At 43.2% G+C, this 22,326-nt stretch carries 38 protein-coding genes; 3 read left to right on the top strand and 35 right to left on the bottom strand.

The window, feature by feature from the left end:
• Positions 1 to 88 precede the first annotated feature (88 nt).
• The 35 genes from truA to rpsJ all read right to left on the bottom strand — a co-directional run bounded on the left by truA (position 89) and on the right by rpsJ (position 18,807).
• On the bottom strand, positions 89 to 829 hold the full coding sequence (truA, locus tag H9631_RS19490) for a tRNA pseudouridine(38-40) synthase TruA (RefSeq protein WP_191815754.1): 741 nt from the start codon (positions 827 to 829) through the stop codon (positions 89 to 91).
• Positions 830 to 855: 26 nt separating this feature from the next.
• Positions 856 to 1,653 (bottom strand): energy-coupling factor transporter transmembrane component T family protein, encoded by a 798-nt coding sequence (locus tag H9631_RS19485; protein WP_191815752.1) that lies wholly within the window; start codon positions 1,651 to 1,653, stop codon positions 856 to 858.
• Positions 1,650 to 2,522, bottom strand: coding sequence for an energy-coupling factor ABC transporter ATP-binding protein (locus H9631_RS19480; protein ID WP_191815751.1), 873 nt, complete (start codon positions 2,520 to 2,522; stop codon positions 1,650 to 1,652). The genes H9631_RS19485 and H9631_RS19480 overlap by 4 nt, the downstream gene beginning before the upstream one ends.
• Entirely contained in the window at positions 2,498 to 3,337 is an 840-nt protein-coding gene (locus H9631_RS19475) for an energy-coupling factor ABC transporter ATP-binding protein (protein ID WP_191815749.1), read from the bottom strand. Before H9631_RS19475 ends, H9631_RS19480 begins: the two co-directional genes overlap by 25 nt.
• A 519-nt stretch (positions 3,338 to 3,856) precedes the next feature.
• A complete protein-coding gene (gene rplQ / locus H9631_RS19470) occupies positions 3,857 to 4,219 on the bottom strand; it encodes a 50S ribosomal protein L17 (protein WP_191815747.1) in 363 nt (120 codons plus the stop codon).
• A gap of 38 nt (positions 4,220 to 4,257) precedes the next feature.
• Positions 4,258 to 5,202: a DNA-directed RNA polymerase subunit alpha gene (locus H9631_RS19465; protein WP_120118013.1), complete on the bottom strand. Its 945-nt coding sequence runs from the start codon at positions 5,200 to 5,202 to the stop codon at positions 4,258 to 4,260.
• A gap of 166 nt (positions 5,203 to 5,368) precedes the next feature.
• Positions 5,369 to 5,758, bottom strand: coding sequence for a 30S ribosomal protein S11 (rpsK, locus tag H9631_RS19460; RefSeq protein ID WP_191815746.1), 390 nt, complete (start codon positions 5,756 to 5,758; stop codon positions 5,369 to 5,371).
• Positions 5,759 to 5,781: 23 nt separating this feature from the next.
• Positions 5,782 to 6,147, bottom strand: a complete 366-nt coding sequence (gene rpsM, locus H9631_RS19455) for a 30S ribosomal protein S13 (RefSeq protein WP_160706191.1) — start codon at positions 6,145 to 6,147, stop codon at positions 5,782 to 5,784.
• 19 nt (positions 6,148 to 6,166) lie between these two features.
• The gene (gene rpmJ / locus H9631_RS19450) at positions 6,167 to 6,280 is read right to left on the bottom strand and encodes a 50S ribosomal protein L36 (RefSeq protein WP_016205879.1); all 114 of its coding nucleotides are present in this window, start codon (positions 6,278 to 6,280) and stop codon (positions 6,167 to 6,169) included.
• A 36-nt stretch (positions 6,281 to 6,316) separates the two neighbouring features.
• Complete coding sequence (infA, locus tag H9631_RS19445; RefSeq protein WP_018708754.1) at positions 6,317 to 6,535, bottom strand: translation initiation factor IF-1; 219 nt, start codon at positions 6,533 to 6,535, stop codon at positions 6,317 to 6,319.
• The gene (locus H9631_RS19440; protein ID WP_191815744.1) at positions 6,513 to 6,848 is read right to left on the bottom strand and encodes a KOW domain-containing RNA-binding protein; all 336 of its coding nucleotides are present in this window, start codon (positions 6,846 to 6,848) and stop codon (positions 6,513 to 6,515) included. Before H9631_RS19440 ends, infA begins: the two co-directional genes overlap by 23 nt.
• A gap of 15 nt (positions 6,849 to 6,863) precedes the next feature.
• Positions 6,864 to 7,610: a type I methionyl aminopeptidase gene (map, locus tag H9631_RS19435; protein WP_191815742.1), complete on the bottom strand. Its 747-nt coding sequence runs from the start codon at positions 7,608 to 7,610 to the stop codon at positions 6,864 to 6,866.
• Complete coding sequence (locus H9631_RS19430; RefSeq protein ID WP_191815740.1) at positions 7,610 to 8,260, bottom strand: adenylate kinase; 651 nt, start codon at positions 8,258 to 8,260, stop codon at positions 7,610 to 7,612. The genes map and H9631_RS19430 overlap by 1 nt, the downstream gene beginning before the upstream one ends.
• A 41-nt stretch (positions 8,261 to 8,301) precedes the next feature.
• Positions 8,302 to 9,594, bottom strand: a complete 1,293-nt coding sequence (gene secY, locus H9631_RS19425) for a preprotein translocase subunit SecY (protein WP_191815738.1) — start codon at positions 9,592 to 9,594, stop codon at positions 8,302 to 8,304.
• Positions 9,594 to 10,034, bottom strand: coding sequence for a 50S ribosomal protein L15 (gene rplO, locus H9631_RS19420; RefSeq protein ID WP_191815736.1), 441 nt, complete (start codon positions 10,032 to 10,034; stop codon positions 9,594 to 9,596). Before rplO ends, secY begins: the two co-directional genes overlap by 1 nt.
• A gap of 28 nt (positions 10,035 to 10,062) precedes the next feature.
• Positions 10,063 to 10,245, bottom strand: coding sequence for a 50S ribosomal protein L30 (gene rpmD / locus H9631_RS19415; RefSeq protein WP_191815734.1), 183 nt, complete (start codon positions 10,243 to 10,245; stop codon positions 10,063 to 10,065).
• A 12-nt stretch (positions 10,246 to 10,257) separates the two neighbouring features.
• Positions 10,258 to 10,758, bottom strand: coding sequence for a 30S ribosomal protein S5 (gene rpsE / locus H9631_RS19410; protein WP_160706197.1), 501 nt, complete (start codon positions 10,756 to 10,758; stop codon positions 10,258 to 10,260).
• A gap of 23 nt (positions 10,759 to 10,781) precedes the next feature.
• The gene (gene rplR / locus H9631_RS19405) at positions 10,782 to 11,144 is read right to left on the bottom strand and encodes a 50S ribosomal protein L18 (protein ID WP_191815732.1); all 363 of its coding nucleotides are present in this window, start codon (positions 11,142 to 11,144) and stop codon (positions 10,782 to 10,784) included.
• Positions 11,145 to 11,174: 30 nt separating this feature from the next.
• A complete protein-coding gene (gene rplF / locus H9631_RS19400) occupies positions 11,175 to 11,711 on the bottom strand; it encodes a 50S ribosomal protein L6 (protein WP_191815731.1) in 537 nt (178 codons plus the stop codon).
• A gap of 27 nt (positions 11,712 to 11,738) precedes the next feature.
• Complete coding sequence (gene rpsH / locus H9631_RS19395; RefSeq protein ID WP_160706200.1) at positions 11,739 to 12,137, bottom strand: 30S ribosomal protein S8; 399 nt, start codon at positions 12,135 to 12,137, stop codon at positions 11,739 to 11,741.
• Between the two features lie 29 nt (positions 12,138 to 12,166).
• The gene (locus H9631_RS19390; protein ID WP_018708743.1) at positions 12,167 to 12,352 is read right to left on the bottom strand and encodes a type Z 30S ribosomal protein S14; all 186 of its coding nucleotides are present in this window, start codon (positions 12,350 to 12,352) and stop codon (positions 12,167 to 12,169) included.
• Positions 12,353 to 12,373: 21 nt separating this feature from the next.
• Positions 12,374 to 12,913, bottom strand: coding sequence for a 50S ribosomal protein L5 (gene rplE / locus H9631_RS19385; RefSeq protein WP_191815729.1), 540 nt, complete (start codon positions 12,911 to 12,913; stop codon positions 12,374 to 12,376).
• Between the two features lie 23 nt (positions 12,914 to 12,936).
• Positions 12,937 to 13,302: a 50S ribosomal protein L24 gene (rplX, locus tag H9631_RS19380; RefSeq protein WP_191815727.1), complete on the bottom strand. Its 366-nt coding sequence runs from the start codon at positions 13,300 to 13,302 to the stop codon at positions 12,937 to 12,939.
• Between the two features lie 41 nt (positions 13,303 to 13,343).
• Positions 13,344 to 13,712: a 50S ribosomal protein L14 gene (rplN, locus tag H9631_RS19375; RefSeq protein WP_120118028.1), complete on the bottom strand. Its 369-nt coding sequence runs from the start codon at positions 13,710 to 13,712 to the stop codon at positions 13,344 to 13,346.
• A 40-nt stretch (positions 13,713 to 13,752) separates the two neighbouring features.
• Entirely contained in the window at positions 13,753 to 14,016 is a 264-nt protein-coding gene (rpsQ, locus tag H9631_RS19370; protein WP_160706203.1) for a 30S ribosomal protein S17, read from the bottom strand.
• Positions 14,017 to 14,035: 19 nt separating this feature from the next.
• Positions 14,036 to 14,239, bottom strand: coding sequence for a 50S ribosomal protein L29 (gene rpmC / locus H9631_RS19365; RefSeq protein WP_120072848.1), 204 nt, complete (start codon positions 14,237 to 14,239; stop codon positions 14,036 to 14,038).
• Positions 14,229 to 14,663: a 50S ribosomal protein L16 gene (rplP, locus tag H9631_RS19360; protein ID WP_191815725.1), complete on the bottom strand. Its 435-nt coding sequence runs from the start codon at positions 14,661 to 14,663 to the stop codon at positions 14,229 to 14,231. Before rplP ends, rpmC begins: the two co-directional genes overlap by 11 nt.
• A 2-nt stretch (positions 14,664 to 14,665) precedes the next feature.
• The gene (rpsC, locus tag H9631_RS19355) at positions 14,666 to 15,322 is read right to left on the bottom strand and encodes a 30S ribosomal protein S3 (protein ID WP_018708736.1); all 657 of its coding nucleotides are present in this window, start codon (positions 15,320 to 15,322) and stop codon (positions 14,666 to 14,668) included.
• A 3-nt stretch (positions 15,323 to 15,325) separates the two neighbouring features.
• Positions 15,326 to 15,667: a 50S ribosomal protein L22 gene (gene rplV, locus H9631_RS19350; RefSeq protein WP_160706206.1), complete on the bottom strand. Its 342-nt coding sequence runs from the start codon at positions 15,665 to 15,667 to the stop codon at positions 15,326 to 15,328.
• A gap of 18 nt (positions 15,668 to 15,685) precedes the next feature.
• Positions 15,686 to 15,964: a 30S ribosomal protein S19 gene (gene rpsS, locus H9631_RS19345; protein ID WP_018708734.1), complete on the bottom strand. Its 279-nt coding sequence runs from the start codon at positions 15,962 to 15,964 to the stop codon at positions 15,686 to 15,688.
• Between the two features lie 60 nt (positions 15,965 to 16,024).
• Positions 16,025 to 16,858 carry a 50S ribosomal protein L2 gene (gene rplB, locus H9631_RS19340; RefSeq protein ID WP_191815723.1) on the bottom strand — a complete coding sequence of 278 codons (834 nt, stop codon included), beginning with the start codon at positions 16,856 to 16,858 and terminating at the stop codon, positions 16,025 to 16,027.
• A 37-nt stretch (positions 16,859 to 16,895) separates the two neighbouring features.
• On the bottom strand, positions 16,896 to 17,180 hold the full coding sequence (gene rplW / locus H9631_RS19335; RefSeq protein WP_018708732.1) for a 50S ribosomal protein L23: 285 nt from the start codon (positions 17,178 to 17,180) through the stop codon (positions 16,896 to 16,898).
• Complete coding sequence (gene rplD / locus H9631_RS19330) at positions 17,180 to 17,803, bottom strand: 50S ribosomal protein L4 (RefSeq protein ID WP_191815722.1); 624 nt, start codon at positions 17,801 to 17,803, stop codon at positions 17,180 to 17,182. The genes rplW and rplD overlap by 1 nt, the downstream gene beginning before the upstream one ends.
• A gap of 29 nt (positions 17,804 to 17,832) precedes the next feature.
• Complete coding sequence (gene rplC / locus H9631_RS19325) at positions 17,833 to 18,462, bottom strand: 50S ribosomal protein L3 (protein ID WP_191815720.1); 630 nt, start codon at positions 18,460 to 18,462, stop codon at positions 17,833 to 17,835.
• A gap of 36 nt (positions 18,463 to 18,498) precedes the next feature.
• Positions 18,499 to 18,807, bottom strand: a complete 309-nt coding sequence (gene rpsJ, locus H9631_RS19320; protein ID WP_018708729.1) for a 30S ribosomal protein S10 — start codon at positions 18,805 to 18,807, stop codon at positions 18,499 to 18,501.
• Positions 18,808 to 19,215: 408 nt separating this feature from the next.
• On the opposite strand from rpsJ, the gene H9631_RS19315 reads away from it, so the two are divergent.
• From H9631_RS19315 to H9631_RS19305, 3 genes are read left to right on the top strand one after another with little or no spacing between them, the layout of a single operon-like run.
• On the top strand, positions 19,216 to 19,968 hold the full coding sequence (locus H9631_RS19315) for a metal ABC transporter ATP-binding protein (protein ID WP_191815718.1): 753 nt from the start codon (positions 19,216 to 19,218) through the stop codon (positions 19,966 to 19,968).
• A complete protein-coding gene (locus H9631_RS19310) occupies positions 19,968 to 20,825 on the top strand; it encodes a metal ABC transporter permease (protein WP_191815768.1) in 858 nt (285 codons plus the stop codon). Before H9631_RS19315 ends, H9631_RS19310 begins: the two co-directional genes overlap by 1 nt.
• A 59-nt stretch (positions 20,826 to 20,884) precedes the next feature.
• On the top strand, positions 20,885 to 21,844 hold the full coding sequence (locus H9631_RS19305; protein WP_191815716.1) for a metal ABC transporter solute-binding protein, Zn/Mn family: 960 nt from the start codon (positions 20,885 to 20,887) through the stop codon (positions 21,842 to 21,844).
• Positions 21,845 to 22,326 lie beyond the last annotated feature (482 nt).

Genomic DNA, 22,326 nt, shown 5'->3' with positions numbered 1-22,326 from the left:
CTTTCAGCTTTACTGTCTGGTTTCTATATATACTGTCCGAATTGCAGGCTTTTCTGTCCAGCTCCCAAAATTACTCCAGGCCCACACATCATTCATAGTAAACTTCCCATAGATACAGACCTTCTGCTGGGGCTGTCTTGCCCGCCATGGTGCGGTCCTTGGCGGCCAGAATGCCAGGGATGTCGCTGATTTTTAGTTTCCCACTGCCGGCATCCAGTAAGGTTCCAACGATGATTCTGACCATGTTGTATAAAAAGCCGTCGCCGATGAATGTCAGTTCTAATTCGCCACCGTGATCTTGGATATCCAGTTCAAAAAGGGTTCTCACTCTGTTATCCGTTTCGGTTTTTGCAGAGCAAAAGCTCGTGAAGTCGTGAGTGCCTGTCAAATGCTCAGCTGCCTCTCTCATTACCTTCACATCAAAGGCGCCGCGTACGTGAGCAGCAAAGTGCCGTTTAAAAGGATCTCTTACCAATCCGCCGTATAAAAAGTATTTATACTTTTTCTTCGTTGCATCAAAGCGGGCATGAAAATCGGATTCAGCTGCCTCCACTCTCAAAAACGAGATGTCGTCTGGAAGAAGGCTATTCAGCGCCTTGATCCATTGATCACCTGAGAGCTGCAAAGGTGAGTCAAAGTGAATGACTTGACCACGAGCATGGACGCCGCTATCGGTCCTTCCTGACGCTGTCACGCCTATGACCTCGCCCTTATGCAATTTTTGGAGTACCTGTTCGATTTCTCCTTGAACCGTCCGCCCTCTCGGTTGAATCTGATAGCCGGAAAAACCGGAGCCGTCATAGGCGACGGCCGCCTTATAACGCTGCATATCCTTTTCTCCTCACATAATACCTTTTAAGCTCTGAACCAAGCCAGAACTCCTGTAAGAACGACAAACACAATAACGGTAGCCGTATCGCGTCCTTTCCACTCAAGCAAGCGGTATTTCGTTCGTCCCTCGCCTCCACGGTAGCCCCTCGCTTCCATGGCAGTTGCTAATTCCTCTGCCCTTTTAAAGGAGCTTACAAACAGTGGAATGAGCAAAGGTACGATTGCTTTAATTCGGTCTTTAATCGGTCCGCTGGAAAACTCCACACCTCTGGCCATTTGCGCTTTCATGATTTTATCTGTCTCATCCATTAGTGTCGGAATGAAACGCAGAGAAATAGACATCATAAGCGCCAGCTCATGGACTGGGAATTTGAAACGTTTTAAAGGGTTCATCAAGCTTTCAAGTCCGTCTGTCAAAGTAATCGGCGTTGTTGTTAAAGTCATTAAGGTGGTTACAAATACCAGCAGGAAGAACCGTATGGAGATGAAAATAGCCATTCGGAGCCCTTCTTCATAAATATGAACCTTGCCGATACTGTAAATAATCTCTCCTTCTTTATTAAAAAACAGCTGTAAAATAAAAGTAAAGATGATCAGGTAAATGACCGGCCTCAAACCATTCACCAGAAACTTGATATTCATTTTAGAAAGGAGAATCAGCATAACAACAAAGCCCACTAGTATACTATAGGTCATGATATTATTCGCCAAGAATACAATAAGTATAAAACCGAATACAAATGATAGCTTTGCACGCGGATCCATCCGATGCAGGATAGAGTCTCCCGGAATGTAGCGCCCAAATATCATTTTCTCCATCATGAGTCGCCACCGCCTTGCTCTTTCAATCTTGCCAAGGCATCGGTTAGTTCCTCTAACGTTAAATAGGTCTCTTCAAGTTTCAGATTCATCTGCTGTTCAAGCTGATATTGAAATTTGACGACCTGGGGAACATCCAGCCCTAGTTCAAGCAACTCTGCAGGGTTTGAAAAAATACTCTTGGGATCTCCAATCCTTTGGACTTGTCCCTTATGCATGATGACAATTTCATCCGCGTATTTTGCCGCGTCTTCCATACTGTGTGTTACTAGAATGGTAGACAGCTTCTCCTTTTTGTGCAGACGGTGAAACATGTCCATAATTTCCGTACGGCCGCGAGGATCAAGTCCTGCTGTCGGTTCGTCCAAAACCAATACATCCGGTTCCATGGCGAGTACTCCGGCAATAGCTACTCTTCTCATTTGTCCGCCTGACAAATCAAATGGGGACTTCTGAAGAACATCCTCTGGCAGTCCGACTTCTTTTATAAGTCTCTTAGCTCTTTGCTTTGCTTCCTCTTCAGAAACTCCATAGTTCATCGGACCAAAACATATGTCCTTCTCTACTGTTTCATCAAAAAGCTGGTGTTCCGGAAACTGAAAGACGATACCGACCTTCTGACGAATGCTCCGAAGGTTTTTCTCCTTCTTCCCGCCTTCAATCGTTCTATCACCAATAATTACCCGGCCTTTTGTCGGCCGCAGCAAGGCATTCAAATGCTGGAGGATTGTCGACTTCCCAGAGCCTGTATGCCCGATCAGTGCCATAAATACACCTTGTTTAATGTTCAGATTAACATCTTGGATGGCCAGCCGCTCAAAGGGCGTGCCGGCTGAATAACGGTATTCTACTTCTTGAAATGTAATTTCCACAGATCATTCACCAACTCTTTATCTGTCAGGTACATTTTAGGCAAATTTAAGCCTGCATTGCGTAATAGATGGCTCATTTTTACAGGAAATGGGATATCCAGCCCCAGAGTAATCAATTCCTCTTCCAGTTCAAAAATCTCTTCTGGTTTTCCTTCCTTATATACCTGTCCCTTATTCATGACAATAATTCGATCCGCCCTGGCCGCTTCCTCCAGATCATGAGTGATCGAAATGACGGTCAGCCCTTGCTCCTCTTTCAGTTCCCTGACGGTCTGCAGCACTTCCTCCCGTCCAAGTGGATCCAACATAGAAGTTGCTTCATCCAGAATAATCACATTAGGGCGCAATGCTATAACACCTGCAATCGCTACCCTCTGCTTTTGACCGCCGGAAAGATGGTGTGGCTCTTGGTTAAGAAAGTCTTCCATATGAACACGCTCAAGAGCTTCTTTGACACGGCTAACCATTTCATCATGCGGTACTCCGTTATTCTCCAACCCAAAAGCCACATCATCTTGTACTGTCGTCCCGACAAACTGGTTGTCCGGACTTTGGAAAACCATCCCTACCATCCGACGAATATCCCAGATCGCTTCTTCACTTAAAAGAAGATTCTGAACCTTGACTGTTCCTTGTTCGGGAAACTGTAATCCGTTCAAAATCTTTGCAAGAGTGGACTTTCCTGATCCGTTATGGCCTACTACTGCCAGCCACTCCCCGTCATCTACTGAAAAAGAAACATCTTTTAAGGCGTACGCCTCCTGTCCATTATAACGGAAGGAAACATCTTCAATGGTAATCACCGGACCGGCCATCCCTTACTCCTCCTCGTGCCTTTGCTTCATTTCCTTTTAACAAGCGTTTATTAAAACGTTCAATAGGCTGCCAAAAAAGCGGCCGCGAAAAGAAGCTTCTCATAGCCATTTGGGCCGTTTTTTGAACTACCTCTATAAATAGAAAAAAGCCTGCACCTTACTCCGGGTACCGGATAAACCAGTACATTGGCCCATGCGACTAAGCAGGGGGGAGAAGGTGCATGGAGCTAGACAGGATCACTTTCTATTTGTTTGTGCCTATCGTAACGCTCTTTTTTAGCTTCATGTTTTAAGAAAAGCGCAAGGCGCCCGCCTAGCGGCGACAAGCACAAGGCGAATTGCGAGGAGGCAGTTCCCTCAGCCACCACAGCAATTTGACTTGTGACCTCGAGCCGATGGCGCCTGTAGCTAGACATATTAAACCTTAATTAGAACAAAATATTCCATCTAACTTTGTACTTTTTTACTCTTTAAAGAAAAAGGGCGAGACCCGCGCGCCCTGCCCTTTTCCATCGCGAATTAAACTAATTCGATGATAACCATTGGGGCTCCATCTCCACGGCGAGGTCCCAATTTCATGATTCGAGTGTATCCGCCTTGGCGTTCAGCGTAACGAGGCGCGATGTCAGAAAACAGTTTTTGCAATGCATCTTGATTTTCTTCCGCGTTTGCAATTTCCTTACGGATGAAAGCTCCTGCCTGACGGCGTGCATGCAAGTCCCCGCGTTTTCCGAGTGTAATCATTTTCTCAACAACAGAGCGAAGTTCTTTCGCGCGTGCTTCAGTTGTTTCGATGCGTTCACTGATAATTAAGTCTGTTGCCAAGTCTCGAAGCATAGCTTTGCGTTGAGAGCTCGTGCGTCCTAATTTACGATAAGACATTCAGGTTTCCCTCCTTCATGGTGATGTGTATTTTTCAATTAGTCGTCTTTGCGAAGCTCAAGGCCTAGCTCATCTAGCTTGCCTTTTACTTCTTCTAACGATTTTCTTCCAAGGTTACGCACTTTCATCATATCTTCTTCCGTTTTGTTGGCAAGCTCTTGGACAGTATTGATTCCTGCACGCTTCAAGCAGTTGTAAGAACGAACAGAAAGATCCAGCTCTTCGATTGTCATTTCCAGAACCTTTTCCTTTTGATCTTCTTCTTTTTCCACCATGATTTCAGCATGCTGAGCTTCGTCCGTCAAACCGACAAAGATATTTAAGTGCTCTGTTAAGATTTTTGCACCTAAAGAAATAGCTTCTTCCGGGCTGATGCTGCCATTTGTCCAAACATCGAGCGACAGTTTATCGTAATTTGTCATTTGTCCTACACGAGTATTTTCCACCTGATAGTTTACACGGGAAACTGGTGTATAAATAGAATCGATAGGAATAACACCGATTGGAAGATCGTCACGTTTGTTCAAATCAGCTGGCGTATAGCCTCTACCGCGCTGAGCAGTCATACGAACACGAAAATTCGCATTGGCGGCAAGCGTAGCAATAGGCAGATCAGGATTCAAAATTTCAACATCGCTATCATGCATAATGTCGGAACCTTTTACTTCCCCTTCGCCCTGCACGTCGATTTCCAATGTCTTTTCTTCGTCCGAATATATTTTCAAAGCTAGTTTTTTTAGATTAAGGATGATAGAGGTAACATCTTCGACTACACCTTCAACGGTTGAAAACTCATGTTGTACACCTTCAATTTGAATAGATGTGATCGCCGCACCGGGGAGTGAAGATAGTAAAATACGACGTAAGGAGTTACCCAAAGTTGTACCATATCCACGTTCAAGCGGTTCAACAACAAATTTCCCGTATCTGGCGTCTTCGCTGATCTCAATCGTTTCTATTTTCGGTTTTTCAATCTCGATCATTCACATATACCCTCCTTCAAAACGTCGAAACTCCGGCCTGATTTGTCCGAAATTCCCCATGTTACATTTCGAATTTGCAACAACTGGTGAGGAAAAATAGAATTTTAACGATAAATTCATATATTACCCCATTATAGACAAGTAATACAGAATTTATACAAATTCATTATACACGACGACGTTTTGGCGGACGGCATCCGTTATGAGGTACAGGAGTTACGTCTCTGATAGCTGTAACCTCAAGTCCAGCGGCTTGAAGTGCACGAATGGCAGCTTCACGTCCTGCGCCAGGTCCTTTTACTGTTACTTCTAGAGTTCTCAAGCCATGCTCCATAGACGCTTTTGCAGCTGTTTCAGCAGCCATTTGGGCAGCAAATGGAGTAGATTTACGAGAACCTTTGAATCCAAGCGCTCCTGCGGAAGACCAAGATACTGCGTTACCTTGAGAATCAGTGATCGTTACGATTGTATTGTTAAAAGTGGAACGGATATGTGCAATACCACTTTCAATATTCTTTTTCACACGACGTTTACGAGTGTTAGTTCTGCGTGCCATTGATTAAAAACCTCCTTTACTTATTATTTTTTCTTACCTGCTACTGTTTTACGCGGGCCTTTACGTGTACGAGCATTGTTCTTCGTATTTTGTCCACGTACAGGAAGCCCACGGCGGTGGCGAAGACCACGATAAGAACCTATTTCCATCAAACGTTTAACGTTCAAAGACACTTCACGGCGAAGGTCACCTTCAACTTTCAATGTGTCAATGATTCCACGGATTTTATCAAGTTCGTCGTCAGTCAAGTCGCGTACGCGTGTATCTTCGGCAACACCCGCTTCTGCAAGAATTTTGGAAGCTGTGTTTTGACCGATCCCGTAAATATATGTCAAAGCAATTACTACGCGTTTTTCACGCGGAATATCTACACCAGCAATACGTGCCATGCGCTAGCACCTCCTTCATTTATCCTTGTTTTTGTTTATGCTTAGGGTTTTCACAGATCACCATAACTTTGCCTTTTCTACGGATGATTTTGCACTTCTCGCAGATCGGCTTTACTGATGGCCGTACTTTCATTTTTTAAAAACCTCCTTAAGAGCCTGAAGTGCACACTTATTTAAAACGGTAAGTGATTCTTCCTCTGGTTAAATCGTACGGAGAAAGTTCTACGGTTACTCTATCACCAGGCAAAATTCTAATGAAATGCATGCGAATTTTTCCCGATACATGTGCCAGCACCGTATGACCATTTTCTAATTCTACCTTAAACATGGCGTTTGGCAAAGTATCTACTACTTTACCTTCAACTTCAATTACATCTTCCTTCGCCATCATACTCGTCTCCCTTCTCTAAAACTTCCAAAACATCTTCCATGAATTTTCCAAGAGCCCATCGCAACTTCCCGTTAGTGACTTTCCCGGTATCCAGTAGGCTAGTGCGTACCTCCGGAGAAATATAGTCAAAACATTCCAGGTGTTGAATGTTTTTCTTTTTGGGGCGGTCAAATTTTCGTTTGTCGCCGTCCGCAATCAAAACAAACCGTTCATCAATGAGTTGAATAACAATCGCGTACTGCCCGGCATCTCGCCCCTTATGAATACAGACGACTTCGCCTACACGGGGGTTCGAATCAGACTCTTTCAACCCGATCACCTACGCTCACAACTTTGTTAATATCTCAAAACCTGTATCTGTAATGGCTATGGTGTGTTCGAAATGTGCACACATTTTGCCGTCAACCGTCACAACCGTCCAATTGTCCGCCAATGTTTTTACATAGCGGCTTCCGGCGTTTACCATTGGTTCGATGGCAAGCACCATACCTGCTCGTAAACGAGGTCCTTTATTTGGGAGTCCGTAGTTTGGGATTTGTGGATCCTCATGTAAGCTTTGACCAACACCATGCCCTACATACTCACGGACAATGGAAAATCCATTGGATTCTACATACGCTTGAACCGCATGGGAAATGTTTGAAAGACGAGCACCCGGCTTCGCTTCTTCCAAGCCTTTATAGAGGGATTCCTCTGTAACATCTAGCAACTTCTGTGTTTCATCGTCGATTTTACCTACTGCATATGTCCACGCAGAATCGCCATGATAGCCGTTGTAGTCGGCTCCGATGTCCAATGTAATGATGTCGCCATCCTTTAGGACACGGTCACCTGGTATTCCATGAACAAGCTCTTCATTAACAGATGCACAAACACTTCCCTTAAATCCGTTATACCCGAGGAAAGATGGATACGCATCATGCTTTTTGATGAACTTTTCAGCAATCGAATCGATCTCTTTCGTTGTGATCCCTGGCTGAATATGCTTTACCAACTCTTGATGAGTCATCGCAACAATCCGTCCCGCTTCTCTCATGATTTCTATTTCTCGAGGTGTTTTGCAAATAATCATTATTTCAAATCCCTTAGAAGTGAATCAATATCAGAGAAAACCTGGTCAATGTGCTGCTGGCCATTGATATTTTTCAAATAGCCTTTTGCTTGATAAAAATCAAGGAGTGGCTGTGTCTGCTTCACATTTACTTCAAGTCTGTTCTGAACTGTTTCTTCATTATCATCAGGTCGTTGATACAGTTCTCCACCGCAGCGATCACAGGCGCCTGCTGAAGCAGGCGGATTGAAGACTAAATGATAAGTGGCACCGCAGCTTTTACAAATACGACGCCCAGTCAGTCTTTCCATCAAAATTTCCTGGTCTACTTGAATATTGATCACATAATCAATTTTTCTTCCCAGATCTGTAAGGATATTTTCAAGAGCTTCGGCTTGCGGCACTGTTCTCGGGAAGCCATCCAAAAGGAATCCATTGTCACAATCTGCTTTGCTCAAGCGCTCGCGAACAATTCCGATGGTCACTTCGTCCGGGACAAGCTCGCCTTTATCCATGAAGGATTTGGCTTGCTTACCTAGCTCTGTACCTTCTTTCATTGCAGCACGGAACATATCTCCTGTTGAAATGTGCGGAATACCGTAATTCGCCACAACTCTTTCAGCTTGTGTACCTTTACCCGCTCCAGGGAGTCCCATCAATACTAAATTCATTCATACCGCCCCTTGCTTTCATTCGGGTAATTACCCGTCTTTTATTTAATGAAGCCTTTATAGTGGCGCTTAACCAGTTGAGCCTCCAGTTGTTTCATCGTCTCTAGCGCAACACCGACAACAATTAACAATCCTGTTCCACCAATTTGGGCAGCTTCCGGCAATCCAGCAAATTTAATAAAGAATACCGGTAAAATCGAAATCAACGCCAGAAATAGCGCTCCAACAAAAGTCAGTCGATACAAAACGCGTGTCATGTACTCCTGAGTATTTTTGCCTGGACGAATTCCTGGTATATAACCGCCCTGCTTCTTCAGATTTTCAGCAACCTGCTCAGGGTTGACCTGAACAAATGCATAAAAATAAGTAAAGGCAACAATCAATGCAACATATATAATCATTCCGACTGGTTTCGTATGGTCAAAAAACGATTGGATCGTGCTTGCCAGTTCACTTGAACCAAAGAATGTCGTAATTGTTTGTGGAGTAACAATAAACGCGCTCGCGAAAATGACTGGAATAACTCCAGCTGCATTTACCTTCAAAGGCAAATGGGTATTTTGTCCTCCGACAGGGTTGCGTCCATCCATGCGTTTTGCATACTGGATTGGAATTTTACGCAATGCCTGCTGGACAAAGACCACGCCGACAATAATGGCAATAATAGCAAGCAGGATGAGCAGCATGACGACAATTCGAATAAATAATTGGTCTCCTGCACCTTCAAACTGCTGAGCATAGATCTGGTTCACAGCGCCTGGAATCCCAGCGACAATTCCGGCAAAGATAATGATAGAAATGCCGTTTCCAACGCCATGTGATGTGATTTGTTCGCCCAGCCACATCAGAAATGCTGTTCCAGCAGTCAAGACGATGGCAATGGTGATATACGTGCCGAATCCGGGATCTTTAATCAGTTGAAGCTGTGTCATCCGATTAAACCCGTAAGACATACCCAACGCTTGGATGAGAGCAAGAACAATTGTGAAGTAGCGGGTAAACTGAGCCAGTTTACGCCTTCCCACTTCACCTTGCTTAGACCATTCAGTGAACTTTGGCACGACATCCATTTGCAATAGCTGAACGATAATGGATGCCGTAATGTATGGCATGATACCCATCGCAAAAATAGAGAAGTTTTGCAGGGCACCGCCGCCAAAAATATTCATAAAGCCAAATAGACTGGCTTGATCTTGCATTTTCAGTACGTTTGCATCAACATTCGGAACTGGTATGAAAGCTCCGATCCGAAATACAATCAGCATCAATAAGGTGAAAATAATTTTCCCCCTTATATCCCGCACACGCATAAGGTTGGAGATCGTTTGAAACATTAAACCACCTCAGTTGAACCGCCGGCAGCTTCAATAGCTTCTTTGGCAGCTGACGAGAATTTATTCGCTTTTACAGTCAGCTTCTTCTCGATGTTACCTTTCGCAAGAATCTTGATACCGGATTTTTCGTTCCGAACAACTCCAGTTTCAATCAAAAGTTCAGGAGTCACTTCAGTTCCGTCTTCAAAGCGGTTCAGTGCGTCCAAGTTAACGACCGCATATTCTTTGCGATTGATGTTTGTAAAACCACGTTTTGGCAAACGTTGGAATAAAGGAGTTTGGCCACCTTCAAATCCGAGGCGTACACCGCCGCCTGAACGGGAATTTTGTCCTTTATGTCCTCTGCCGGAAGTTTTGCCGTTTCCTGAACCGATACCGCGACCTACACGGTTGCGCTCTTTACGAGCTCCTTCAGCAGGTTTTAACTCATGAAGTTTCATTTTGCGCACCTCCTTCATTTTTTGTTGCTTATTGTTCTTTAAGTTCTATAAGATGGGAAACTTTCTTAATCATTCCCCGAATAGCTGGATTATCATCATGCTCGACTGTTTGGTGAAGCTTGCGCAACCCAAGTGCTTTCACAGTGTCACGCTGATCTTGTGTCCGTCCAATCAAGCTGCGTTTGAGGGTGACTGCTAGTTTTTGTGCCATGATCTCCCCTCCTTAACCTAACAATTCTTCTACTGTTTTATTGCGAAGTTTCGCTACATCTTCGGCACGTTTCAGGTTTTTGATTCCTTCAACAGTGGCACGAACCATGTTAATTGGTGTGCTGGATCCAAGTGATTTTGAAGTAATATCAGCTATTCCAGCAAGCTCAAGTACCGCACGGACAGGTCCCCCAGCAATAACTCCAGTACCCGCACTAGCCGGCTTAAGCAATACTTGCCCACCGCCATAACGGCCAATGATTTGGTGTGGAATTGTTGATTCCACTAAAGGTACATTAACCATGTTCTTCTTAGCATCTTCGATCGCTTTGCGGATTGCTTCTGGAACTTCTTGAGCTTTTCCAGTACCGAATCCGACATGGCCGTTTTTGTCGCCTACTACAACCAATGCAGTAAAGCGGAAGCGGCGTCCACCTTTCACAACTTTTGCCACACGGTTTACTGTAACTACGCGTTCTTCTAGTTCAAGTTTGTTGGCATCAATTTGACTCATGTAGTCCGTCCCTCCTTTTTATATTAAAATTCTAGTCCATTCTCGCGTGCTGCATCAGCTAATGCTTTTACACGCCCATGGTATAAGTAACCGCCGCGGTCAAATACCACTGATTTGATGTTTTTATCCGCTGCTCGCTTTGCGATGAGCTCTCCCACTTGCTGGGCAGCCTCTGCATTGCCGGCAGACTCGATATTAAGCTCTTTGTCAAGAGTGGAGGCACTTGCTAAAGTTACCCCTGTTTCATCGTCGATCAATTGAGCGTAAATGTTTTTGTTAGAACGGTATACGCTTAGACGTGGACGTTCGTTTGTTCCGCTGATTTTCGTACGGACGCGTGCATGTCTTTTCTTGCGCACTTTGTTCTTATCAAGCTTTGTAATCATGCGAGTCACTCCTTTCAATGCCTAGCGGCTTTATTTACCTGTTTTACCTTCTTTACGACGTACATATTCGCCTTCGTAGCGAATTCCTTTGCCTTTGTATGGCTCAGGCGGACGTACAGCGCGAATGTCAGAAGCCAATGCTCCGACTCTTTCTTTATTGAAACCTTTAACGATCACTTTTGTATTGGATGGCACATCGATTTCGATACCGTCTTCCGGGTCAAATTCTACCGGGTGGGAATAGCCAACGTTAAGCACAAGCTTCTTGCCCTGTTTCTGTGCACGGTAACCAACACCGACAAGTTCAAGTGATTTTTCAAAGCCTTTAGATACACCCTCCACCATGTTTGCTACAAGGGAACGTGTAGTTCCATGCAGGGAGCGGTGTTCTTTAGCATCGGATGGACGAGTCACGTTGATGACATTGTCTTCAATGCTGATATTGATATCTGAATTGAATGTATTGCTCAGTTCACCTTTCGGCCCTTTAACAGTCACTGTGTCTGCTTCCTTTGTCACTGTTACGCCAGAAGGGATTTCAATTGGTTTATTGCCTATACGGGACATTGTTGCACCTCCGTTCTTTCTGCTAAATTACCAAACATATGCGAGTACTTCGCCGCCGACTTGTTTCGCTCTTGCTTCTTTGTCGGAGAGTACTCCCTGAGAAGTTGATACAAGCGCAATTCCTAAACCGTTCAGTACTTTTGGAACCTCGTTTGCTTTTGCATAAACACGAAGACCGGGCTTGCTGATACGCTTTAATCCGGTAATAACGCGCTCGTTATTCGCTCCATATTTAAGAAAAATGCGGATAATACCTTGCTTGTTGTCTTCGATGAATTCCACATCGCGGATGAAACCTTCTTTTTTAAGGATATCAGCAATGTCCTTCTTGATTTTAGAAGCTGGAATTTCCAATTTCTCATGGCGGACCATGTTCGCGTTTCGAATTCTTGTAAGCAAGTCTGCAATTGGATCAGTCATAACCATTAATTTTTACCTCCTTCCCAATATCGGGCTTACCAGCTGGCTTTTTTAACGCCTGGAATTTGACCTTTGTAGGCTAATTCACGGAAACAGATACGGCATAGTTTAAATTTGCGAAGAACAGAATGCGGACGGCCGCAACGTTCGCAACGAGTATATTCTTGAACTTTATACTTAGGCGTACGTTTCTGCTTGACTACCATTGATTTCTTAGCCACTATTTCGCCTCCCTTTTACGATTACTTTTGAAATGGCATTCCAAATCCAGTTAATAGTTCGCGTGATTCTTCATCAGTGTTAGCTGTAGTTACAATAACAATGTCCATTCCGCGAACTTTGTTTACTTTATCGTAATCAATTTCTGGGAAAATGAGCTGCTCTTTGATTCCGAGTGTATAGTTGCCGCGTCCATCAAATGCCTTCTTGGAGATTCCACGGAAGTCACGAACACGTGGCAATGATACAGAAACCAATTTGTCAAAGAACTCATACATGCGTTCACCGCGAAGTGTTACTTTAGCACCAATCGGCATTCCTTCACGAAGACGGAATCCCGCAATGGATTTTTTCGCTTTTGTCACAACAGGTTTTTGACCTGTGATCATAGAAAGTTCTTCCACTGCACTATCAAGTGCTTTAGCGTTTTGAACTGCATCGCCAACACCCATGTTAATTACGATCTTTTCAATTTTTGGTACTTGCATAACTGATTTATAGTTGAACTTGCTCATAAGAGCAGGTGTAATTTCTTTTTGATATTTTTCCTTTAGGCGGTTCATATTGTGTACCTCCCTTCTTCTACTTACTGGCTAATGATCTTGTCTTTTAAATCTTTGTCTAAAACCTCACCGGATTTCTTGGATACCCGGACGCTTTTGACCTTTTCTACACCGTCTTTGCCTTTGACCGTAACTTTTTTATAGCCGATTCTTGTTGGCTCATTCGTTTTTGGATCAATGACCATAACATTTGAAGCATGAATGGCTGCTTCCTTGTCAAAAATTCCGCCTTGCGGGTTTTCTTGGGAAGGTTTCGCATGCTTCTTCACGATGTTAATTCCTTCGACAAGTACGCGTTCTTTCTTAGGGAATGCTGCAAGTACTGTACCTGTTTTCCCTTTATCCTTGCCGGAAAGGACCATCACTTTGTCGCCTTTTTTAACGTGCATTTGAATCGCACCTCCTTGAGTGACCGAATCATGTGTTTATATTAAAGAACCTCTGGTGCCAGAGAAACAATTTTCATGAAGTTTTTATCGCGGAGCTCACGAGCCACTGGTCCGAAGATACGAGTTCCTCTTGGAGCTTGGTCGTCACGAATAATGACGCATGCATTTTCATCAAATTTGATGTAGGAACCGTCCGGACGGCGTGCACCTGATTTCGAGCGGACGATAACTGCTTTGACAACGTCACCTTTTTTGACAACGCCACCAGGCGTTGCATTTTTCACCGTACATACAATGACATCGCCGATGTTTGCCGTTTTACGCCCAGAACCGCCGAGCACTTTGATAGTCAATACTTCACGCGCACCGGAGTTGTCAGCTACTTTCAAACGGGATTCTTGTTGGATCATTTTGTTTACCTCCCTTCGGACTCAACTATCCGAAACAAAATTAAATGATAACCGCTTTTTCAACTACCTCTACAAGACGGAAGCGTTTTGTAGCCGATAGAGGGCGAGTTTCCATAATACGGACTACGTCACCAACTTTAGCTTCATTATGCTCATCATGAGTTTTGAATTTCTTGGAATATTTTACGCGTTTACCGTACAAGCTGTGTTTTTTATATGTTTCAACCATTACTGTAACAGTTTTATCCATTTTATCGGAGACAACACGACCTGTGTATACTTTACGCTGATTGCGTTCAGCCATATCCGCAACCTCCTTTCACCTATCGATTGGTTATGCCGATCTCTCTTTCACGAATGATCGTTTTCATGCGGGCGATCCCTTTGCGGACCTCTCGGATGCGGGCGGTATTTTCTAATTGCCCTGTAGCTAGCTGGAAGCGAAGGTTAAACAATTCTTCCTTTAAAGACTTGATATTCTGTTCAATTTCGGCAGTGGTCAAATCACGGATTTCTTTAGCCTTCATTTCGTTCACCACCAATTTCTTCTCGTTTAACAAACTTACATTTTATTGGAAGTTTGTGGGATGCAAGTCGAAGGGCTTCACGAGCCACCTCTTCAGGTACACCAGCAATTTCAAACATGATCTTGCCAGGTTTTACTACAGCTACCCATCCTTCAGGAGCCCCTTTACCGGAACCCATCCGAACTTCTAAAGGCTTAGCCGTATAAGCTTTATGAGGGAAAATTTTAATCCATACTTTACCGCCACGTTTCATATAACGTGTCATGGCGATCCTTGCTGCTTCAATTTGACGGTTTGTGATCCAAGAAGCTTCAAGAGCTTGAAGACCGTATTCACCGAATGCTACTTCAGTACCGCCTTTTGCTTTACCGCGCATGTTCCCACGATGTGGACGACGGTATTTCACTCTTTTAGGCATTAACATGATTAATTTCCTCCTTCCTCAGACTTTTTCTTTTCTGGAAGGACCTCTCCACGGTAAATCCAAACTTTAACGCCGAGCTTACCGTATGTTGTATCTGCTTCAGCATGTGCATAGTCGATATCTGCGCGAAGTGTATGAAGTGGAACAGTTCCTTCGCTGTAGTGTTCCGAACGAGCGATATCAGCTCCGCCAAGTCGGCCGGAAACCATTGTTTTGATACCTTGTGCACCTGCACGCAATGTACGCTGGATCGCCTGCTTTTGCGCACGGCGGAAAGAGATCCGGCTTTCCAATTGACGAGCGATGTTTTCAGCAACAAGCTTCGCGTCCAAATCAGCTTTTTTGATTTCAACGATGTTGATATGAACTCGTTTGCCTGTAAGCTTGTTCAATGCTTTTCTTAAAGCTTCTACTTCACTTCCACCTTTACCGATAACCATTCCAGGCTTCGCTGTGTGGACAGTGATGTTAATGCGATTTGCGGCACGTTCAATTTCAATTTTGGAAACTGAAGCGTCTTTGAGCCGGTTTTCGATATATTCACGCACCTTTATATCTTCGTGAAGTAAAGTTGCGTATTCTTTGTCTGCGTACCACTTGGATTCCCAATCACGAATAATGCCGATACGCATTCCAATAGGGTTTACTTTTTGACCCACGAACTACCCCTCCTTCTGTTCTGATACCACAATTGTGATGTGGCTTGTTCGTTTGTTGATTTGGCTGGCTCTACCTTGAGCACGTGGTCTGAAACGTTTCATTGTCGGACCTTCATCAACATATACCTTTGATACTAAAAGGTTGTTTACGTCCATGTCATAGTTATGCTCTGCATTTGCTACAGCAGACTTCAAAAGCTTTTCTACAATCGGAGAAGCTGCTTTTGGAGTATGCTTCAAGATGGCAATTGCTTCGCCTACTTGCTTTCCTCGAATAAGATCGACGACCAGGCGTGCTTTACGAGGAGCAATTCTAACTGTTCTAACGACAGCTTTTGCTTGCATTAGGATGCCCTCCTCTCATTAGCGTCTTGTTTTTTTGTCATCTGCGGCATGACCTCTATAAGTACGAGTTGGCGCAAATTCACCGAGCTTGTGGCCAACCATATCTTCACTGATGTAAACTGGAACATGCTTGCGTCCATCGTAGACTGCGATTGTATGTCCGACAAACACCGGGAAAATTGTGGAACGGCGAGACCAAGTTTTGATCACTTGTTTCTTGTCAGACTCATTTAAGTTCTCAACTTTTTTCATCAAATGCTCATCTACAAAAGGTCCTTTTTTTAGGCTGCGACCCATGCTGGTACCTCCCTTCGTGATTGCGCTACGGTCCGATTAAAGAACCGTAGGACAACCTCGTTATTTTTTGCGGCGGCGTACAATAAATTTATCCGACTTGTTTGTTTTCTTCCTTGTTTTGTAACCAAGAGTTGGTTTACCCCAAGGAGTAACAGGAGACTTACGACCGATTGGCGCTTTTCCTTCTCCCCCACCATGTGGATGGTCGTTAGGGTTCTTAACGGAACCACGAACGTGAGGACGTCTACCCAACCAGCGAGAACGACCTGCTTTACCGATTGTTACAAGTTCATGCTGCTCATTGCCCACTTCACCGACTGTTGCACGGCAGGTAGTAAGGATCATGCGCACTTCACCTGAGTTCAAACGGACAAGCACGTATTTTGTACCTTCTTTACCAAGAACCTGAGCTGAAGTTCCTGCGGAACGGATAAGTTGACCGCCTTTACCAGGTTTCAATTCGATGTTGTGTACAACTGTACCAACTGGAATGGAAGAAAGCGGAAGAGCATTTCCTACTTTGATATCAGCTTCAGGACCAGACATGATTTCCATGCCCACTTGAAGGTTTTTTGGAGCTAGAATATAACGCTTTTCACCATCATTATAGTGGATCAAAGCAATGTTTGCGGAACGGTTTGGATCGTACTCGATAGTAGCAACGCGTCCGGGTATACCATCTTTGTTGCGTTTGAAGTCGATAATACGGTATTGACGTTTATGACCGCCCCCGCGATGACGAACTGTAGTCCTACCTTGGCTGTTACGGCCGCCTTTTCTGTTAAGAGGCGCAAGCAAAGTTTTTTCCGGCTTATCAGTAGTAATATCGGAAAAATCTAAGCTAGTCATGTTACGTCGACCGTTGGAGGTAGGTTTGTATTTTTTGATCGCCATTTTTTTCCCTCCTCTACATTTATTGAAAGATTAAAGATTAAACTTCAAAAAATTCGATTTCTTTGCTGTCTTCAGTCAAAGTAACCACTGCTTTGCGGCGTTTGTTTGTGTAGCCTGCAAAACGGCCCATACGTTTGAATTTACCTTTATAGTTCATGACATTGACTTTTGCGACTTTTACATCAAAAATGCTTTCTACTGCGTCTTTCACCTGTGTTTTGTTGGCTCTGACGTCAACTTCGAAAGTATACTTTTTGTCAGCTGTCATGTCCATGGAACGCTCTGTAATTACGGGGCGCTTTATAACGTCACGTGCATCCATTACCCAAGCACCTCCTCGACTTTTTCAACTGCGGCTTTCGTCAGGATCAATGTTTCATGTCCAACAACATCAAGCACGTTGATGCTGTTTGCATCAATCACTGTAACTCCTGGGATGTTTCTTGCAGAAAGTGCCACATTGTCTTCTGGAACATCAGTTACAATCAACGCTTTTTTGCCAACTGGCAAGCTTTTCAAGACTTTAGCAAATTCCTTTGTTTTAGGAGCATCGAAAGTCAATGCTTCTACTACAAGGATGCTTTCCTCCAAAGCTTTAGCTGACAATGCTGATTTGATTGCAAGACGGCGTACTTTCTTAGGAAGCTTGTAGCTGTAGCTGCGTGGAACTGGTCCGAATACTGTTCCACCACCACGCCATTGTGGTGAGCGGATAGATCCTTGACGTGCTCTACCTGTACCCTTTTGGCGCCACGGTTTACGTCCGCCGCCGCGCACTTCCGAACGTGTTTTTACTTTAGATGTACCTTGTCTTAATGAAGACTGTTGCATAACGATTGCTTCAAATAAAACATGGTTGTTTGGCTCAATACCGAAAATAGAATCGTTAAGATCTACTTCTCCGACCTTAGAACCTTCTTGATTATATACGGCTACTTTTGGCATTTCATTTCCTCCTTTCTTTACGAAAATATTTATTTAACCTTGATTCCAGTTTTGATTTCAAGCATTGCTTTCTTCGATCCAGGGACATTTCCTTTGATCAAAAGAAGATTGCGTTCTGCGTCAACTTTGACAATTTCAAGGTTTTGAACAGTGATTTTCTGTCCACCCATTTGTCCTGGGAGTTTCTTTTGCTTGAATACACGAGCTGGGTCAACAGCACCCATTGATCCAGGGCTGCGGTGGAAGTGGGAACCGTGGGACATTGGTCCGCGGCCTTGACCGTGGCGTTTGATAACACCTTGGAAACCTTTCCCTTTAGAAATTCCTGTTACATCCACTACGTCGCCTTCTGCGAAAATATCAACCTTAATCTCTTGACCAACTTCATATTCATCTAGATTTACGTTATTTAACTCACGTACGAAGCGCTTAGGTGCAGTTTCTGCTTTAGCAACATGTCCTTTTTCAGGTTTGTTAGCCAGCTTTTCGCGTTTGTCTTCAAAACCGATTTGAACAGCCTCGTATCCGTCTGCCTCAACTGTCTTCTTTTGAAGAACAACGTTAGGAGCAGCTTCTACAACTGTTACAGGGAGAAGTCTTCCGTCTTCAGCAAAAATCTGCGTCATACCGATTTTTCTACCTAAGATTCCTTTGGCCATGAGTCACACCTCCTGCTTTCTTTCATTAATTATTTATTAAAGTTTGATTTCAATGTCCACGCCGGACGGCAAGTCGAGTCTCATCAAAGAATCTACAGTTTGTGGTGTAGGGCTGATGATGTCGATCAGACGTTTATGTGTCCGCATTTCGAATTGCTCGCGGGAGTCCTTGTATTTATGAACCGCACGCAAGATTGTGTAAACAGATTTCTCTGTTGGAAGCGGAATTGGTCCTGATACATTAGCACCTGAACGTTTTGCCGTTTCTACAATCTTTTCTGCAGACTGATCCAAAATTCTGTGATCGTAAGCTTTCAATCTAATCCGGATTTTTTGTTTTGCCATTACTTTCCCTCCTTTTCGCCTATTTTAAAAATAGACATACTCCGCGGAAATTTCCCCCACACTCGCCATGGCAAAGCGGCCGGGTGTGTCGGCAACCTTCCGCATCATTGCTGTCAAATGACCAACATTATACATTATACATACAATAGATAGTCATTGCAATACGAAACAACAAATAATGCCATTAAATTTGACTGCTTTATTATACAGACGTTTTAACAATTTTTCAACAAAGGTTTTTCCGCTCTATACTTAACGCAAAAATTTTTTTATCTGAAAGGTGTTTACAAAACAGCTCGGTTTGTATATTATGATTAATAAGTTTCCCTAGTGCAACTATTTGTCTTTTGGGCAATATAATAGGGGTTGGCTAAAAAATAATATACATTGTTTATAGAAAAGAAGGTGATGGTTTTGAAAGATCAGGCTATATCCGTGCGCAATTTATCTGTTTCCTACTATGGAAAAGAAGTTCTAAAGAACATTAATTACACTTGCAGCCATGGAAAATTAGTCGGGATTATTGGACCAAATGGCGCTGGTAAATCCACGATGATGAAAGCAGCATTGGGATTAATACCAAGGGACAGCGGGCAGATCAATATTGGTGGACGGCCGTTAAAAGAAATGAGGAAAAAGATTGCATACGTTCCCCAACGGTCAAATATTGATTGGGATTTTCCGATTATTGTTAAAGACACAGTGCTTCTTGGAACCTATCCAAAATTGGGCCTTTTTCACCGTCCGAAAAAGAAAGACAAAGAATGGGCGATGGAGTGTCTTGCGAAAGTGGGTATGGAACAGTTTGCAAACAGCCAAATCGGTGAGCTGTCTGGAGGACAGCAGCAAAGAGTATTTCTTGCACGTTCTCTGGCACAAAATGCGGAGTATTTCTTCTTGGATGAACCATTTGTTGGCATTGATGTTTCCAGCGAAGAAGTCATCATTCGCATTTTAAAGGGGTTGCGTGATGAAGGTAAAACTGTGTTTGTCGTTCACCATGATTTAATGAAAGTGCAAAGTTATTTTGACGACCTCATTCTTATCAATAAAGAATTAATCGGCGCAGGCCCTGTAGATCTTGTCTTCAAACCCGAATTGATGCAAGCTGCATACAAAGCCCCGATCAATATGCTTGGAAGTTTGGGGGTCGGAGTGTGATGGAGTTCATTAATGATTTAATGACCTATGAGTTTCTGCAGAAAGCTTTTGTAACATCCATTATAGTCGGGATTATTTGCGGCGTTATTGGCAGTTTCATCGTTTTGCGCGGAATGGCCTTGATGGGGGACGCGATTTCTCATGCTGTTCTTCCCGGAGTAGCTATTTCATACATGCTTGGAATCAATTTTTTCTACGGTGCCGTAGCGACAGGTATCCTGACAGCGCTCGGTATCGGGTTAATCAGTCAAAACAGTCGTGTTAAAAATGACTCTTCGATCGGAATTGTTTTTACTGCGGCATTTGCTCTGGGAATTATTTTAATTACCCTGGCTCAGAGTGCAACCGACCTAACGCAAATTCTGTTCGGAAACGTCCTTGCGGTCAGAACGTCGGACATGTGGCTTACCCTGATTATTGGAGCGGCAGTCATTCTTGTTGTTGTTCTATTTTATAAGGAGTTGCTCGTTTCCAGCTTTGATGAAACAATGGCTGCAGCTTATGGCCTTAAAACGAGATTGATCCATTACATGATCATGGCACTTCTAACACTTGTTACTGTCGCATCGTTACAGACAGTGGGAGTTATTCTCGTTGTTTCCATGTTAATTACTCCGGCATCAACGGCTTATCTTTTGACAAACAGACTATCCACGATGATTGTGCTTGCATCGGTATTTGGGGCACTCTCCTCAATCGCCGGATTATATTTCAGTTTTGTCTATAATCTGCCGTCCGGACCAGTGATAGCATTAGCTACAACCGTTTTTTTCTTGGTCGCATTTTTATTCTCTCCAAAACAGGGTATCTTTTGGAGAATGTTAAAAACGAACAAACAAAGAATATCAGTTGGTTAGGCGCTGAAACCTGCCTAATAAAGAAATATTTTATAGAATGAAAGGGAGTTTAGTAGAAAATGAAGAAGTTTATGAAATTAATTGCGCTGGCAAGTATCGCAGTATTTTTACTTGCAGCGTGCGGGAACAAGAGATCGACCTCTAATTCCGGGGGGAGTTCAGGATCTAAAGATGATGGGGCGTTAAAAGTCGTCACCTCATTTACAATCATTGAAGACCTTGCAAAGGAAATTGGCGGAGATGATGTCGTTATTCATAACTTAGTCCCTACAGGTACAGATCCTCACGAATATGAACCTTTGCCTGAAGATATTAAAGCAGCTACTGATGCAGATGTGCTTTTCTATAATGGATTAAACCTTGAAGGCGGAAAAGATGGCTGGTTCTTTAAAATGATTGATTCTGTTGGACAGAAAGAAGAGAATGTCTTCAGTTTGACGGAACGTGTTGAGCCGATGCATATAACAAGCCATGACGGGAAAGAAGAAGAAATTAATCCACATGCTTTCATCGACCCCAATGTAGGAATTCAAATGGCTGAGGATATGATAGATGCATTCATCAAAATTGATCCTGATAAAAAAGAAAACTACGAAAAACGCGGTAATGCTTATTTGGAAAGATTGAAAGACATTGAAAAAGAATACGAAGAAAAACTTAGCAGCATACCTGAAGAAGATAAGATCTTAGTAACAAGTGAGCGGGCTTTTCAATATATGACGAGCCGTTATGGATTAAAGGAAGCCTATATCTGGGCGATTGATACAGAAGAAAATGGTTCACCTAAACAAATTAAAGAACTTCTTGGATTCCTTAAAGAACATAATGTTCCGATCCTCTTCCGAGAATCTAATGTTGACCCGCGTCCAATGGAGACAGTTTCCAAGGAATCAGGAGTACCAATCTATGAAAAACCGATCTATTCTGATGAAATTGGAAAACCCGGAGATGAAGTCGATACGTATATTAAGTATCTAAAGTATAATATTGACATTATGTACGACGGCTTGACGAATTAATAATTTCGGAAGAAAATTCCTAGAAATGATTTACACTCTAAAAAAGGGTAAATATAAAGCATCTTTAGTTGGTTCAAATACAACTTAAGGTGCTTTTTTCTATGGTAAAGAATGAGTTATGCTACAATGCTGCCGAGGAATCCCAGAACTCTAGTTTATTCTAATTGAAAGTTATATTCCTGGCCAAAAATTATGCTTAACAAAACACGCTCCCGCACTAAAAGAACCCTTCTCTTCTTTTAAGAGAGCCTTTACTGCTGAGGAGATGACTGAGGACTGCATTTTACAGCATAAAACACAAATACTTTTGTAATCCACTCCGTTTTATGTTGAAATCTAAAGATGTTTGCGCGTAATTTTTTGTAATAATGTCGCGCTCCCCAAAGTATAGAAACACAAAAAAAGGGTTCTATGTCAAATGTTGGGGTAGAGTGAGGTGGAAGCTCATTCTACCCAACATGACTTTCAATTTTTTTATACTT

Source organism: Bacillus norwichensis, assembly GCF_014836955.1.
GTDB classification, from domain to species: domain Bacteria; phylum Bacillota; class Bacilli; order Bacillales; family Bacillaceae_C; genus Siminovitchia; species Siminovitchia norwichensis.
This window is presented reverse-complemented; position numbering and strand designations above follow the sequence as displayed.